Origin of the sequence: Pseudacidovorax sp. 1753 (genome assembly GCF_040544975.1) — a bacterium.
Taxonomy (GTDB): domain Bacteria; phylum Pseudomonadota; class Gammaproteobacteria; order Burkholderiales; family Burkholderiaceae_C; genus Xenophilus.
The window spans coordinates 96,827-112,174 of sequence record NZ_JBEPKY010000005.1 but is presented as its reverse complement, the minus strand read 5'-3'; the positions used below and the strand labels follow the sequence as shown (position 1 = coordinate 112,174).

At 72.0% G+C, this 15,348-nt stretch carries 13 protein-coding genes; 1 reads left to right on the top strand and 12 read right to left on the bottom strand.

Going from position 1 to position 15,348, the window contains the following annotated elements; all coding sequences use genetic code 11:
* Positions 1-28: 28 nt before the first annotated feature.
* The 9 genes from ABIC63_RS07705 to ABIC63_RS07665 all read right to left on the bottom strand — a co-directional run bounded on the left by ABIC63_RS07705 (position 29) and on the right by ABIC63_RS07665 (position 10,496).
* Positions 29-1,522, bottom strand: coding sequence for an NAD-dependent succinate-semialdehyde dehydrogenase (locus ABIC63_RS07705; RefSeq protein ID WP_354319288.1), 1,494 nt, complete (start codon positions 1,520-1,522; stop codon positions 29-31).
* A complete protein-coding gene (locus tag ABIC63_RS07700; protein WP_354319287.1) occupies positions 1,516-2,535 on the bottom strand; it encodes a dihydrodipicolinate synthase family protein in 1,020 nt (339 codons plus the stop codon). Before ABIC63_RS07700 ends, ABIC63_RS07705 begins: the two co-directional genes overlap by 7 nt.
* A 32-nt stretch (positions 2,536-2,567) precedes the next feature.
* Positions 2,568-3,584: an ornithine cyclodeaminase family protein gene (locus ABIC63_RS07695; protein ID WP_354319286.1), complete on the bottom strand. Its 1,017-nt coding sequence runs from the start codon at positions 3,582-3,584 to the stop codon at positions 2,568-2,570.
* A 101-nt stretch (positions 3,585-3,685) separates the two neighbouring features.
* Positions 3,686-4,609, bottom strand: a complete 924-nt coding sequence (locus ABIC63_RS07690) for a LysR family transcriptional regulator (protein ID WP_294371972.1) — start codon at positions 4,607-4,609, stop codon at positions 3,686-3,688.
* Positions 4,610-4,710: 101 nt separating this feature from the next.
* A complete protein-coding gene (locus ABIC63_RS07685) occupies positions 4,711-6,045 on the bottom strand; it encodes an MFS transporter (protein ID WP_354319285.1) in 1,335 nt (444 codons plus the stop codon).
* Positions 6,046-6,064: 19 nt separating this feature from the next.
* Positions 6,065-6,607, bottom strand: coding sequence for a hypothetical protein (locus ABIC63_RS07680; protein ID WP_294371977.1), 543 nt, complete (start codon positions 6,605-6,607; stop codon positions 6,065-6,067).
* Positions 6,608-6,675: 68 nt separating this feature from the next.
* Positions 6,676-7,554, bottom strand: coding sequence for a hypothetical protein (locus ABIC63_RS07675; RefSeq protein ID WP_294371979.1), 879 nt, complete (start codon positions 7,552-7,554; stop codon positions 6,676-6,678).
* 156 nt (positions 7,555-7,710) lie between these two features.
* Positions 7,711-9,063 (bottom strand): sigma-54-dependent transcriptional regulator, encoded by a 1,353-nt coding sequence (locus tag ABIC63_RS07670; RefSeq protein ID WP_354319284.1) that lies wholly within the window; start codon positions 9,061-9,063, stop codon positions 7,711-7,713.
* Positions 9,048-10,496 carry a sensor histidine kinase gene (locus ABIC63_RS07665; protein ID WP_354319283.1) on the bottom strand — a complete coding sequence of 483 codons (1,449 nt, stop codon included), beginning with the start codon at positions 10,494-10,496 and terminating at the stop codon, positions 9,048-9,050. Before ABIC63_RS07665 ends, ABIC63_RS07670 begins: the two co-directional genes overlap by 16 nt.
* A 134-nt stretch (positions 10,497-10,630) precedes the next feature.
* On the opposite strand from ABIC63_RS07665, the gene ABIC63_RS07660 reads away from it, so the two are divergent.
* The gene (locus ABIC63_RS07660) at positions 10,631-12,268 is read left to right on the top strand and encodes an ArnT family glycosyltransferase (protein WP_354319282.1); all 1,638 of its coding nucleotides are present in this window, start codon (positions 10,631-10,633) and stop codon (positions 12,266-12,268) included.
* Between the two features lie 96 nt (positions 12,269-12,364).
* Here the strand turns inward: ABIC63_RS07660 and ABIC63_RS07655 are convergent, their stop codons facing one another.
* Genes ABIC63_RS07655 through ABIC63_RS07645 form a run of 3 tightly spaced genes read right to left on the bottom strand, consistent with a single transcriptional unit; the run spans position 12,365 to position 15,292 of the window.
* Positions 12,365-13,447 (bottom strand): 2,3-butanediol dehydrogenase, encoded by a 1,083-nt coding sequence (locus ABIC63_RS07655; protein WP_354319281.1) that lies wholly within the window; start codon positions 13,445-13,447, stop codon positions 12,365-12,367.
* 1 nt (position 13,448) lies between these two features.
* The gene (locus ABIC63_RS07650) at positions 13,449-14,741 is read right to left on the bottom strand and encodes an MFS transporter (protein ID WP_354319428.1); all 1,293 of its coding nucleotides are present in this window, start codon (positions 14,739-14,741) and stop codon (positions 13,449-13,451) included.
* Positions 14,742-14,758: 17 nt separating this feature from the next.
* Positions 14,759-15,292 (bottom strand): 2,4'-dihydroxyacetophenone dioxygenase family protein, encoded by a 534-nt coding sequence (locus ABIC63_RS07645; protein ID WP_354319280.1) that lies wholly within the window; start codon positions 15,290-15,292, stop codon positions 14,759-14,761.
* Positions 15,293-15,348 lie beyond the last annotated feature (56 nt).

The following is a 15,348-nucleotide window of genomic DNA, read 5'->3' as shown; positions in this document are numbered from 1 at the left end:
CGGTCGTTGTCGTGGTGGGGCTGTGCCCTCAGCCGCCCGCGGGCACGAGCCCGTCCCAGCAGAGGTACTTGATCTCCATGAATTCGTCGATGCCATGGCGCGAGCCCTCGCGGCCCAGGCCGCTCTGCTTGACGCCGCCGAAGGGCGCCACCTCGTTGGAGATGAGGCCGCAGTTGATGCCCACCATGCCCGACTCCAGTCCGGCCGACACGCGCCAGAGGCGCGCGGCGTCGCGACTGTAGAGGTAGGCCGCCAGACCGAACTCGGTGGCATTGGCCATCTGCAGCGCCTCGGCCTCGGCGTCGAATCGGAACACCGGCGCCAGCGGCCCGAAGGTCTCCTCCCGCGCCACGGCCATCGCCGGCGTGGCGCCGACCAGCACCGTGGGCTGGAAGAAGCGACCGCCCAGCGCATGCCGCCCGCCGCCGTGGGCCACGCGGGCGCCGTGCGCGCAGGCATCGGCGATGTGGGCCTCGACCTTGGCCACGGCCGCATCGTCGATCAGCGGACCGAGCTGCGAGCCGGCTTCCAGCCCATGGCCCACGCGCAGCTGCGCCACGCGCCGCACCAGGCGCTCCACGAAGGCATCGTGCACGCCCGACTGCACCAGCAGGCGGTTGGCACTGATGCAGGCCTGTCCGGTGTTGCGGAACTTGGCGGCCACGGCGCCTTCCACGGCTGCATCGATGTCCGCGTCGTCGAAGACCAGGAAGGGCGCGTTGCCGCCCAGCTCCATCGAGCATTTCTTGACGGTGCCGGCGGCCTGCGCCAGCAACAGCCGGCCCACCTCGGTGGAGCCGGTGAAGGTGATCTTGCGTACCAGCGGATGGGTGCACAGCACGCCGCCGATGGCGCGCGTGTCGTGGCCGGTGAGCACGTTGAAGACGCCATCGGGCACGCCGGCGCGCCGGCCCAGTTCGGCCAGCGCCAGCGCGGTCAGCGGCGTCTGGCTCGCGGGCTTGACCACCATGGTGCAGCCGGCCGCCAGCCCCGGTCCGGCCTTGCGGGTGATCATGGCCGCGGGGAAGTTCCAGGGCGTGATCGCCGCGCACACACCGATGGGCTCGCGCAGCGTGACGATGCGCGCCGTGGTGCGCGGCCCGGCCAGCACCTCGCCGGCCACGCGGGTCGCCTCTTCGGAGAACCAGCGCAGGAAGGAGGCCGCATAGTCCACCTCGGTGCGCGCCTCGGCCAGCGGCTTGCCGCCTTCGAGCGTGATCAGCGTCGCGAGGTCTTCACGGTGCGTCACCATGCCGTCGTACCAGCGCCGCAGCACGTCGGCCCGTTCGCGGGCCGTGGTCGCTCGCCAGCGCAGGAAGGCGCGCTGGGCGGCCTCGATCGCGGCCTCGGTCTCGGCCTCGCGCAGCCGCGGCAGCTCGGCGAGCAGCGTGTCGTCGGCGGGGTTGTGCACGGCCGAGCGGCCATGGGGCGTCTCGTCGATCCATCGGCCATCGACGAAGGCCGCACTTCGCAGGAGGCTGGCGTCCTGGAGCAGCGATGCGACGGGTGATGCGCTCAGCATGGATGGCGCCCCGTCATGAAGGCGCTGTCGGCATCGGCCGTGACCGGCAGGCCCGAGGCCACCAGGCCCTGGCGCAGCATCTTCATCAGCCGGTCGGGCACCCGCATGGCGGGCCCGCGCAGCGGCCCACCGTTGAAGCCGGCCAGCCAGTCCTGGTACTTCCACATCGTGCGGTTGAGCACGCCGGTGCCGCCGGCGTAGGACTGGGCCGCGGCGCCGTTGGCGTTTCGCGCCGGCCCCACGCGCCAGTAGGCCTCCATGGCGGCGTCCCATTCGCCGCGACGGGCCAGATCGAAGGCGCGCGGGTAGTAGTGGCTCATCCACTGCGTGTTGCTGGTGCCCGAGAACTGCAGCTGCATCAGGCTCATCATGGGAATGGCGTCGCCCTCGATGGGGCAGCTGATCACCACCTCGTCGCGGAAGTGGCGGTACATCTCGCACAGCCCGGCGATGAGCGGAAAGCCCTGCTCGGACTTGATCGCCACGATGTTGGGGCAGTCGTCGAGCAGCCGGCGCACCAGGGCCACCGACATGCCGGCAGGGTGCACCCGCTCGAAACCCCACAGCGGAATGGGGAAGAGCATCACCGCCAGGTCGGTCGCCTCGCAGAAGGCGCGGGTGTAGTCGTAGATCTCCTGCTCGGTCGTGGGCCAGAACTGCGGCGGGTACGACAGCAGCACGATGTCGGCGCCGGCCTTCTGCGCCAGCTGTACGGCCTCGATGTTCTCCGCCAGCGTGCCGAAGGCGGCATGGAAGAACAGGCCCATGTCCTGGCCCACGGTGTCGCGGGCCCAGGCGGTGAACTGGGCGTTCTCCTCCGGCGTGATGGCCACCTCGCTGCACAGCAGGGTGTAGCGGTAGCCCAGCTCGCGCGCCAGGGCCACGTCATGGCGGATGCCGCCTTCGTTCAGCCGCTGGAGGTCGGCCGAGTAGCTGGGAATGGTGACGGCCGAGCAGCCGGTCAGGTGTTCGCGCGCCCAGGCGCGGGCGTCTTTGCGGGCATAGGAGGGCATGGGGGTACTCCGAGGGAATGAAGGGGAAGGGCTCACTTGGCCACGGGCACGATGGACCGCGCCAGCGCCTCGCCCCGGTCGCTGGCCCGGGCGCGTTCGAACAGCATCTCGGCCACCACCACGTCCTGCAGCGCCGAGCCGACGGACTTGTAGAGCACGATGTCGGACGGGCCACGCACCAGCCGGCCGGCGACGAGCTCGGTCAGCGGATGCAGCCGGTCCTCGAAGGCGATGCCTGCGGCGCGGGCGGCCAGCATGTCGCCGGTGTCGTGCGCCACCTCGTCGGGCATGTCGGCCACGATGAGTGCGCTGCGGGCGAGGGTGTCGACGTCGACCTCGCGCTGCTCCGGCAGCGTGGAGCCGATGGAAACCACCGTGGCGCCAGCGGCCAGCCAGCGGCCTTGCAGCACGGGCGTCTCGTCGCGGCTGCGCGCGGCGCACAGCACCACCTCGGCCTCGGCCACGGCCGCCTCGGCACTGGAACTGGCCTGCACGTCGTCGCACAGCTGCCGGTGGAAGTCCGCCGCGAAGGCCTCGCGGCGCTGCGGCGTGGGGCTGTAGACCCGCACCCGCGAGAGTGCGCGGACGGCCGCCAGCGCAGACAGCAGGCCGCGTGCCTCGAAGCCGGCGCCGATCACGGCCACCGCGAGCGGACGCCGGGGCGCCGCGGCGTCCACCGCCAGGGCGGCCGTCGCGGCGGTGCGGATGCCCGTGATGCGGTTGCCGTCGATGAGCGCTGCCAGCGCGGTGCTGCGCTGGTCGAACAGCGACACCAGGTAGCTGGCACGTCGCGCCGTCATCGAGGCCGCGATCAGCTTGCAGCCCATGTGCGCGCCGGTGGGCGAGACCGCGCTCAGTCCGCGCAGCCACAGGCCGTCGCCACGGGCCATGGAGCGTGGGGGCACTGCGGCAGGCGCGATCGGTTGGGCATAGGCCTGGCGCAGGGCCGCGATGGCCGCCGGCCAATCGGCCAGTTCGGCCACGTCCTCGTCGCTGAGGAACAGGGTGGGCGGCGGCGCAGAAGCCGCTTCTGGGTGGGACGAGCCCATGGTGTCTCCTTGGAAAGAGACCCGATGCTAGGGAGCCCCTGCCTGCCCGGCGAGCGCATCGGCGCGAAAGCAGCATTCGCGCAAATGCAAAGCGGGCGGACTCAGCCGTGCAGCCGCAGCACGCCCGGGGCCAGGGTGCGCAGCAGCGCCGCCACCGATCGCGTGGCCAGCGTGCTCGGCCTTTGGGCCGTCTCGGCCAGCACGACCGCGCGGGTGAGCGTCGGGCGCGCGATGCGCACCACGGCAAGCTGGCGCGCAAGCGGCGCGTCGAGCGTGCCGGCGGTGATGGCCACGCCGCCGCCACTGGCCACCATCTGGTGCTGGAGCCGGATGGAATCGGCCTCGAGCGCGCAGGTCAGCGCGACGCCACGGTCCCGCGCCAGCTTCACCAGCCGGGCGCGCAGCGGATGCGGGTCGCTCGGCAGCACCAGCGGCAGTCCGGCCAGCTCGTCGAAGGAGACGGTCTTGCGCCCGGCCAGCGGATGCTGGCGCGGCATCACGAGGTTCAGGTGCAGCCGTGCCAGCACCGGCTCGGTGGCGTCGTCCGGCGTGTCGGTCTCGCGCAGCAGCGTGGCCATGTCGAGCCGGCCCTGGCCCAGCCATTCCTCCAGCTGGCCGCTGGCGCCCTCGGTCAGGTGCAGGCGCACCTCCGGCCAGCGGCGCCTCGCCTCGGTGAACAGCGGACCGGCGAGCACGCCCACGGTGGACGGCAGCATGCCGACCCGGACATCGCCCATGGGCAGCCCGCTGCGGGTGCGCATGTCGTCCGCCAGCTGCTCGGCCTCGCGCATGAGCGCCTGGATGCGCGGCAGCACCTGCGCGCCGAACTCGGTGAGCACGACGCCGCGACCCGTGCGCCGGAAGAGCCGGGTGCCCGCATCGGTCTCCAGCTGGGCGATGTTGCGGCTGACGACCGACGCCGGCATGTCGAGCGTCCCCGCGGCCCCCGTGACGCTGCCAGCCTGGGCCACATGCACGAAGAGCCGCCATTTGGCGTCGAGGATGGTGGGAGCAGAGGCGGCCATGGCCCCGGATTGTGCGCAGGGCGCAATGCGAAATGGCTCGGCTTCCCCCGCCGCATCACTTTGTCGCGACACCGGCGGAGGAGTGGCGCGGCAGTTGCCACTCAGGCGCGGAGATCCGGCACGCGCGGCAGAGCGCCAGCGTGGGCTGGAATGGCGGCGCCGGCGTGGACGCGTCCGCCCGTCCGCTGGGCCAGCACGAAGGCCGGCAGCGCCAGCAGTGCGCAACCGGCGAGCACGGCGAACGCCAGCCCGAAGTGCCCCCCGCGCCCCACGATGCCGTTGGCCAGGCCGGCGCTGAAGGCCGCGCCGACGCCCTGCATCGTCAGCACCAGGCCGAGGGCCAGGTTGTAGCGGCCCGAGCCGCGCACATAGCGCTCCACCATCAGCGGCGTGGCCACGCCCAGCGCACCGGCGGCGATGCCGTCCAGCACCTGCACCGGCAGGTTGGCCCACACGCTCGGGAAGGCCCAGGCCAGCAGACCGCGCACCGGCAGGATCAGGATGGCCAGGTAGACGAAGGCCGACAGGTCCCAGCGCCGGCTGCGCGACACCCACAGCGCCACCGGCACCATGGTGAGTTGTGCCACCACGATGGCGACGCCGGTCCACAGCAGCGGCGCCGCGTCGGGCTGGGTGGCTGCGAGCCGCTGGTTGAGCAGCGGCAGCATGGCCGCGTTGCCCAGGTGGAAGAGGGCACAGGTCAGCGCGAAGAGCCACAGGGCCTTGTGCCGCAGCAGCTCGGAAAACCCCTCGGGCGCCGCGGCGGTGGGCGGCCCATCGGACGCGGCCGGGTCCACGCCCCGGGCCGCGGCATGGTCGATGTCCTTCGCACGGATGGCCGCCACGCACAGCAGCGCGCCCACCGACATGGCCAGCATGACGGCCATCATCCAGGGGGCGCCAAACAGGTGGGCCACTACGCCCGCCCCCAGTGCCGAGACGATGTTGCCTGCGTGACTCCAGGCCTCGTTGCGGCCGGTCTGCCGGCGCAGGCCCTCGCGGCGCGCGAGGCCGAGCGTCAGGCCGGCCAGCGCCGCCGCCAGCAGCGCCCCGGCCGCACCCGCCACGGCCTGCGAGGCGATCAGCAGGGCCGGCGAGCGCGTGGTGAAGGCGCAGGCACTGCCGGCCAGCACCAGCATCACCGCGACGACCAGGAGCAGCCGCTTGGCCGCGGACCGGTCCACCCACGCACCCGCCAGCGGCGTCATCACCACGGCAGCCAGCCCGCCCGCGGTCAGCGTCAGGCCGATCAGTGACTGCTCGACCCGCTGGCTCTGCAGGTAGGTGGCCAGGAAGGGCCCGAGCCCATCGCGCACGTCGGCCAGGAAGAAGGCCATCCACGCCAGGGCCGTGAGCGAACCCGCGGTGGCTGCGGCAGCCGGGGCCGGGCGCGAAGGGGCGGCCATGGGCATCGCCAGCGTGGGGGTGGTGGTCATGCGCGCCTCTGTGGCCACGTCAGTGCTGCGGCAGCGGCTGGCCGTTGACGGTGCGGGCCTCCATCACCCGGCCGCGGCCCCCGGCCAGCGGACGCGCGGGGCCTTCGGCCTCCACCGCGTCGCCGATCTTCAGGCCGGCATGCACGAACCCATCGGGCTTGAGGTGCACGAAGTCGCCGCTGTCCAGCACCACGCCGTTGGGCGCGCCGTGCTTCGCATGGTTGATGCGCACCACCCTACCGCGCACGGGGCCGTCGGTGCTTGCCGCGTCCACGGGCCTGCCGGCCACATGGCTCAGCCGGTGGAAGTCGTAGACCACGTGGTCGCCCTCGCCCTTGTCGGAAGGCAGGCGCAGGCTGCCTTCCACCGTGACCGACTGGCCCGGCTTGACGTTCGCGAAGGCATCGGCCGCGGTCTCGTCGTGCTTGTCGAACACGAACTGTGTGGGAATGCCGTGGGTGTCGATGAGCAGCCCTTCGTAGCCGCCGCGCGGGCTGTAGATGAGGTGCTGGAACTGGCCTTCGACGGCATAGACGTCGATCATTTCTTCGGGATGAGGCATGGATGCTCCGGGTTCTTGGAAAAGGGGAGGAAAGGTGGCGCGGCGCCAACGCGCCGCGCAGAAAGCCGTCAGACCGGCCGACGCTGCGGGCCCGGCACCGGGCCGGGGCGGGGTGCCGGCATGTCGGCGCTGCCCGAGAGCACGTCCTGCAGGGCCTGCGGCGAGGCGCCGAGGCGGGTGGCCTCTAGCGCCGTGCCCAGCGGGCCGCGGGTGCCCCAGCCCTGCGCATACAGCGGCGCGCCGGGTTGCAGCAGGCCGCCGATCATGCGGCCGACGTGCGGGGGAAAGCGCACGATGGTGCCGTCCTGCAGCAGTACGCCGTTGACGTCGCCGCGGCCGGTGGACAGCACCCGGGCGATGCGGCCTCCGGCGTCCATCGCGGCCAGGGCGCCCATGGCGCGCGGTGCGGGCGGCACGGCGCCCGGCGCCGGTGGCTGGTCGACCACCGTGCGACCCCGCGCGCCGATCTGTTGCGCCTGCAGCACGCCGCCGTCGGTGGCACGCCAGCCGCTCACGTCGATGCGCTCACCGGGCTGGGCCAGGGCCGTCAGCTCGGCCGACAGGTGGGGCGGAAAGCTTACCTGCGTGCCGTCCTGCAGCAGCAGGCCGTCGGCTTCTCCGTTGGGGTTGATCAGCCAGCGGGCCAGCGTGCCCGACACGGTGGCCTGGGTCTGGGCGGGAGGCGGCAGGCCCATCGGCCCGGCCACCGGCACCGGCCGAGGCTCAGGCAGGGGCGCCGCCAGCGCGCCGGGACGCGCCTCGGGCATGGGCGCAGGCAGGGCACCAGCGCGCGGTGCGGCCATGGGTCGCGGCGCCGCATCGGTCATCGGAAACACGGGCGCGGCGGGCGGCACCGGTTGTAGCGCCGGCTGGGCGCCCGCGATGCCGGAGGCGACGACGAGGCCGGCGAGCAGGCCGGCGCGAAGGGGGAATCGAGTCAAGGTCATGGAAGGCTCCTGTTGACGGATGCCTGACCTGTCCCAAAAGACGTGCCAGCCGCGCTTGCCTTGCAGATCAAGGACTTGGCTGCGGGTGGGCGCCGTGGGTTGGCCGCGTGGCGGACAGCGGCTGTCCGGGAACAGGACAGCGGCCTGCGCGTGGCGTCACTCCAGCCCGTACTGCGCGAGCTTGGTGTAGAGCAGCTGCCGATGGATGCCCAGTTGCCGCGCCGCCATGGAGCGGTTGCCGCCCGCTGCGGCCAGGGCATGCTGCAACAGCAGCTTCTCCAGCCGCTCCACCGCCTCGGGCAGGGTTCCGTCGTACCAGTCGGGGGACAGGCCGCCAGCGCCCTCGGCCGCACTTCCCACGCTTCCCGCCCCCGGCAGCTCGACCTGCGCGATCACGGCACCGCGCTGCAGCGCGTGGCAGCGCTCCATGGCATTGCGCAGCTCGCGCACGTTGCCGGGCCAGTCGTAGGCCAGCAGGGCGCGGGCCGCCTCGGCCGACAGCCGCTTGGCCGGGCCGGGTGCCGCCGCCAGCCGCAGGAAATGCTCCGCCAGCGGCACGATGTCGGCCAAGCGCTCGCGCAGCGGCGGCAGGCGGATCGCCAGCACGTCGAGCCGGTAGCGCAGGTCTTCACGGAAGCGGCCGTCGCGCACGGCCTGGGCCAGGTCGCGGTGGGTGGCGGCCACCACGCGCACATCCACCTTCTGCACGCGGTGGCTGCCCACGGGCGTGACCTCGCCCTCCTGCAGCACGCGCAGCAGCTTGGCCTGTACCTCCAGCGCCATGTCGCCGATCTCGTCGAGCAGCAGCACGCCGCCGTGGGCGGCCTTGAAGCAGCCGGCCCGCTCGGCCACCGCGCCGGTGAAGGCGCCCTTGACGTGGCCGAAGAGCTCGCTTTCCAGCAGGTCCTTCGGGATGGCGGCGCAGTTGACGGCCACGAAGGGTCCGTCGGCCCGGTCGGAGTGGCGGTGCAGGGCGCGTGCGACCAGCTCCTTGCCGGTGCCCGTCTCGCCGATCACCAGCACCGGCGCCCGGCTGCCAGCCGCCAGGCCGATGCGCTTGTGCACCTCGCGCATGGCCTCGCTCACGCCGATCAGCTCGCCGTCGTCCGCCACGGGCTGCGGCGCCGGCGCGGCCGAGGCGGGCGTGGCCGATGCCAGCGCGCGGCGCACGGCGTCGACCACCGCGTCGCGGCTGACCGGCTTGGCCAGGTGATCGAAGGCGCCCAGGCGCATGGCCTCGATGGTGCCGGCGCTGCCCGCATGGGCCGTCAGCACGATGACGGGCGGCCGGCGCGCCAGCCGCGCGTTCATCGCGGCCAGGGTCTGCAGACCATCCATGCCGGGCATGCGGTGGTCCAGGAAGACCAGGTCGAAGCGATGCGCGCCCAGCAGCGCCAGGCCGTCCTCGCCGCCGGGCGCGGTCTGCACGGTGTGGCCCAGGCTTTCGAGCGTCTCGCGCAGCGAATCGGCGAAGGCCGCGTCGTCGTCGACGATCAGCAGGTCTGCCATGGCATCTCCAGGAGGAAGCGGGCGCCGGGCGCGCCGGCTTCGTGGCGCAGCTCGCCGCCATGGGCGAAGGCCACCTCGCGCGCCAGCGCCAGGCCCAGGCCGGTGCCGTCGGCGCGGCCGGTGCCGAAGGGTTCGAAGAGGCGGCCGCGCATGGGCTCGGGCACACCCTCGCCGTCGTCGCAGACGGTCAGGACAAGCTGGCCGCGTTCGATGTCATGGTGGGCGGCGAGCTGCACCTGGCCGCCTGGACTGCGCGCGTGGCGCACGGCGTTGTCCAGCAGGTTGTCGACGGCGCGGGCCAGGTGCATGGGATCGAACACGGCGCGATCGGGTGCGCCCTTGGTCAGCACCAGCCGCACCTGGCGGGACGCGGCCCCCGCGCCGGCCGCGGCCAGGCGCTCGTCCAGCCAGGCGGGCAGGTCGACGGGCCGTGGCTTGAGGTCCAGCGGCTGCACCAGCGCCAGCAGGCTCTGCACCACGGCATCGAGCCGGTCGATCTGGCCCACGATGGCCTGCAGCGCCCGGCCCTGCGCCGCCGGCTCGCCGGCCAGCGCGTTCTCGGCCTTCAGGCGCATGGCGGCGATGGGATTGCGGATCTCATGGGCCACGGCCGAGCTCATGCGGCCCAGCGCCGCCAGGCGCATGTCGCGGCTGCGCTGGGCCTGCGCCTCGCGGGCGGCGGCGCGGGCTTCCTCGAAGCGGCCGGCGAAGCCGTTGTAGCTGGCGACGATGCGGTCCAGCTCGTCCAGGCCGGTGCGGGGCAGCCGGGGCATGGCGTCGGCGGGCGCCGCGGCCAGGGCCCCTTCAAGCCGCCGCAGCCGTGCCTGCCCGCGGTAGAGCAGCCAGCCGAGCCACAGCCCGGAGAAGACGATGGCCGCCACCAGCGCGGCGATGCCAGCGCGCAGGCCGCCCTCGGCCGCCACCGCGCCCAGCTGCGTGCGCGTCATGGTCCAGGCCGAGGCGCCACCCACGTTCAAGGGGCAGGCGGCCACGATCAGCAACTCGCGGCTGCCGCGCACCTGCTGGGTCTGGGCGCGGCCGGTGTCCACCGCCTGGCGCGCCAGCTGTTCGAGCAGTGGACGCTCCGCGGGCGGCACGTCGGTCTTCACGCCGGCGCCCTCGTAGGTGGGATAGGCATAGCCCAGCATGCCGCCAGCGCGGCTCCACACGCCGCCCTCCACATAGGGCGCCTCGGTCAGCACGAGCTGCAGCAGCACGCGCGCGAGGTCGGTCTGGAGTACGGGCGCGGGCGGGGCCGACTGGGCGTAGCGCTGGGCCAGCTGTTCGCAGGCCTGCTCGACCCGGGCGCGGCCCACCTTCATCTGCATGGCGGGGCTCAGCCGGTACAGGCCCAGGAGCACCACCCCGAGCAGCAGGCAGACGGCGATGAGCAGCGCCCAGAAAACGGCAAGTTGCAGGCGCAGCGATCGCATGAAGAGGGCAGGGGCGGGGCGGCAGGCTGAAGGGCGCGCCAGTATGCGCGAGGCCTACCGCCCGTCCGAATGGCCCTACATGCTCCGGGCTCGTCAGACGCTGGTGAGGCAGAACGTCGTACAAACCGCCGCCCATGTTGTCGTTCGAACTCTCCCCGCCCCGCGGATCCGCGTCGCCCGCCGCACCCGCATTGCCTGCGCAGCTGCCGCGCGGCGCCGTGCCGCTCGTGCTGTTGGCCCTCGTGCTGCTGTGGGCCCTTCCGCCGGTACTGGCCTACCAGTCGCCGCCGTGGGACAACGTGGAAGAGCTGTTCTGGGCCCAGCGCTTCCAGTGGGGCTACTACAAGCACCCGCCGCTGCCCACCTGGATCATGGCGGTGCTGGTGCGCCTGGCGGGACCTGAGCCCTGGCTGACCTATGTGGCGGGGGTGGGCTGCGGGGCAGCCGCCCTCTATCTGCTGTGGCGCTGGGCGCGCGAATGCATGCCGCCTCAGCGCGCGCTGCTGGCCGTGGTGCTGGCCTCGCTGGTGGCCTACCACCTGCCGCGGACCGTGGTCTTCAACCACAACACCGTGCAGCTGCTGCCCCTGGCCGGCTACTGGTGGATGCTGTGGCGCACCCTGTGCCGGGCCGACGCGAAGCCGCGGCACTGGATCGCGCTGGGCGTGTTCGCGGCCCTTTCGCTGCTGACCAAGTACAGCGCGGTGGTGCAGTTCGCCGTCGGCGCCCTGCTGCTGTTTCAGGCCGGGCGTTGGCGGCAGCCGCGCATCTGGCGCGGCCTGGCCTTGGCCGCCGCGGCGGCGCTGCTGCTGATCTTGCCGCACCTGGTCTGGGCGCTGACCCACAGCGACCAGGCGCTGGGCTATGCCGCCGCCTCGGTCGAAGGCCACGGACACCGGCACCACCGCACCCTGCAGCTGCGCCAGCAGCTGGGCATGCAGGTCGGCCGGCTGCTGCCGATGCTGGTAATCGTTGCGCTGGCCTTCGCGCTGCGACAGCGGACCGGCGCGCCCACAGGGCCAACGCAGGCAGCGGTTGTCCGGCCCGAAGACCGGCGCTTCCTGGCCTGGGCCGCCTTCGGGCCGGTGGTGCTGGTGCTGGCGGCCATCACCCTGCTGGGCACCAAGGCGCACGGCCACTGGTTCACCACCTTCTTCCTGCCCCTGCCGCTGTGGCTGGCGATGCGCGTGCCGGGGCTCGATGCCGAACACTGGCGCCCGCGACGCTGGGCGGTTCTGCTCGCCGCCGCCGGCCTGTTCCACGCGGTGGGCGCCATCGGCGGCGCCTGGGCCGAGGGCGGCGGCGAGGCGCGCCGGGGCCACATCACGCGCGGCAGCCTGCCCTCGCAGCAGATCGCGGACCGCCTCCAGGCGGTCTGGCATGCCCATGTACCCGACCGTCCGCTGCCGATGCTGGTGGGCGACACCTGGTTCGCCGGCGCCGTGGCGCTGAAGATGGGCCCACGGGTGCAGCTGTGGATCGATGGCGAGGAACGCACCTCGCCGTGGATCGCGCCCGGCGCGCTGCAGCGTGACGGCGGCATGGTGGTGATTCTGGACACGCAGCCCTTCCAGTCCGAATGGCCCACGCTGGAGACGCGGCTGGCGCAGACGGACTGCCAGGGGCGCATCGAGCTGCCGTGGGCGCAGGGCAGCACGCGGATGGTGTCGATGCGCTGGGGCTTGGTGTTGCCGCACGAGCAGGCGGCGGCGGGGGATCGGTGCACGCCTGACGCGATCGAGCTGGCCCAGCCACGTGCCGGGCGACCCTGATCCAGGACCGCCCACGGCCGACGCCCGCAGCCCGCAGACGCATGCAGCCCGCAGACGCATAACCGGCGCGAGGCCCTGCCGGCCCGCGCCGTCGGGTCATGGCGCCGTCGCCACCTCCGCCTGCGACGGCTTCACCAGCACCTTGATCTGTTGCTTGTCGTTCAGCAGGACCTCGAACCCCTCCGCGATGGCATCCTCCAGGGGCACGACGCGCGTGACGATGGCGGTCGGATCGAGCTGCCCTTCCTCCACCATGCGCAGAAGGTCTGCATAGACATCCCGATAGCCGACGCTGGTGGTGAGCGTGAGTTCGTCATTGACGGCCCGGAACGCATCGAATCGTGCTTCGCCCATCAGTCCCACCATCACCATTCGGCCACCCTTGCGCAGGGCGCGCATGCACGCCTCGAAGGTGCCCTGAAGACCTGCGGCTTCGAAGCTGATGTCCATGCCCAACCCGTCCGACACGCCGGCGATGGCGGCCTGCAGTGCCTGAGCATCCATCTCGCGTGCATCGAAGCCGTGGGTGGCGCCAAGGTGGCGGGCTGCCTCCAGGCGACCCGGCGAGACGTCGACCGCCACCACGCGGGCCGCGCCATGAAGCTGGGCCAGCGCGACGAGCAGGAGCCCGATCGGTCCGAGGCCGAAGACTGCACACGTCTGATCCGGCCGCAGCCCTGACCGGCGCAGCGCATGCAGGGCGACTGCCGCCGGCTCCAGCACGGCGGCCTGCTGCAGGTTCACGCCGTCCGGCAGTCGATGAAGCATGTAGGCGGGCACCACGGCGAAATCGGCCATGCCGCCGTCGCCCATGAGGCCGGCGAAGCCCATCGAGGCACAGAGGTTGTAGGCACCACCGCGGCAGTAGGCGCATGCCTGGCATCGGTACTCGGGCTCCACGGCCACGCGGTCGCCGATCCGCAGCGATCGCACCGCCGACCCCACCTCCACCACGGTTCCGGAGAACTCGTGCCCCAGCGTCAGCGGAGCCACGCGCCCCGACACCGGATGCGGCTGGGCTACCGGGATGGCATGCGGCCCATCGGCATACTCGTGCAGGTCGCTGCCGCAGATGCCGCAGTAGGCAATGGCCACGCGCACTTCCGTGGGGCCCGGCCGGGGCGTTTCGATCTCCTGCAGCCGCACGTCGCGCGGCCCGTACCAGCGCAGTGCACGCATCTCAGCGGCCTCCGGCGTGCTGCGCGCCGAGCGCGAGGGGGTCGGCACCCGCAGGCTTGCGCCGGCGGAGCACGGCGGGCGCCGTTTCCACCAGGCCCATGGACAGAAGGCACGCGACGATGGCGCCGCCGGCGGAGGTCCACATGGCGACGGACAGGCCGTACTGGTCGGCCGCGAAGCCTGCCACGGTGGGAGCAAGGAAGCCGCCGATGAGTTCGCCCGCACCCATGATCAGTCCCAGTGCGCCGGCCATGGCATTGGGCGGCACCGTCTCTGCGGGAATGGTCGCCATGAACAGGGTGAAGCAGCCCAGCCCCGTGTAGGTGGCGAAGACGACGGCGCCGAGCGCCCAGGCGGACTGCATGTGGATCATCTCGACCGGGCAGGCGGCGGCGATGAGGGCGAACACGACCATCGTGGGCTTGCGGCCTACGCGGTCGGAGATCGCCGGCACGGCGAAGCCCCAGAACACCCAGGCGGCGCCCAGGCAGGTCATGACCAGGCCCATGTCCGCTGCGGAGAAGTGGCGGCCCGTGACCAGATAGGTCGGCGCGAACGAGATGATCACGACAAACCAGGTGAGGAAAAAGCAGCTGATCAGCATGCACAACAGAACATTGCGCTGCTTCAGCAAGGCCCAGCGGCTGACGGTCGGCGCGGTGCTGGTGTTGGGAATGCCCGATGCAGCGGTGCGGCCGTTGGGGCGGTCCTTCACCCATCGCCAGATGCAGAACGCGATCAGGAAGCCCGGAATGCACGAGACATAGAAGGCCTCGCGCCAGCCGTAGGCCGTCGCGATGCCGATCACCACCGGCGGGCCGATCATGGCGCCCAGCAGGCCGGCCGCGGACCCCTGCAACAGGCCCATGTTGAAGCCTCGCCGGCTCGGCGTGGAGCTCTCGACCATCAAGGACTGGGCGAGCGGCAGCACAGGGCCTTCAGCCATGCCCATCAGCGCGCGGAAGACGATGAGGCTGACGAATCCGGCGACAAGGCCGGAGAGCGCGGAGAAGACCGAAAACCCGATCACCGCGGCGATCAGGAGCGGCTTGCGCGTTCCGCGCGCGTCGGACCATGCGCCCGCCGCGGCGCCAGAGATCGCCCAAGTCAGGGCGAGTGCGGAGGAGACCATCCCGAGCTGCGCATTGGTCAGGTGCAGTTCGGCCGTCATGAACGGGAACAGGAAAGACAGCGCGAGACGGTCGAAGAAGACGAAGCCGAAGGTCATGAACAGGATCGCCAGCAGCCTGTTCTCGTAGCTCCAAACCGTCCTCGAAGGGGGATGAGTGGTCATAGGGGCGCTCCCTGATCTCAACGGAAGAGCTTCTCGACAGCCTCGGCGCCGAGGCCGACCTTCTCGTAGTGCGCCTTGCACATGGCGATGTACGAGTGCACGTCGAAGTACCCGTCGGGCTGCCCCTGTTCGTCCAGCCAGATCAGCGGCCCGGTGACGATGAAGAAGGCACGCATGGGCTCGGGGTGGTCGAATGCCACCAGGGTGTGGCCCTCGCCCGGCGTCTCGTAGACGAAGTCGCCACGGGTGGCCGTCCAGTCATGCTCGAGGTAGCCCCACTTCCCGGAAAGGGTGTAGGCGAAGACTTCGTGCGGGTGGTAGTGCCGGTTGACCAGGCCGGCTTTCTTGGCCATGAGGATGTCGCACCACTTGTTCTGGGAGGGCGAGATCCAGAGCGGCCGGGACGAGACGGTTTCGGTGAACGGCACGTAGTAGCGCTCGTCTTCCGTTGCCGCGTTGGCGATGAAGGCCTCGGGCAACGCATCGGGCTGGAACGGATTGGCAATCGGCGCCAGGCCTTGCCAGAATTCGGTGACGGCTTTATCGACCAAGATCAGTCTCCTGTGTGTTTGTGGGTGGGCGAGACTTTATTCAGCCTCTTTCCAAG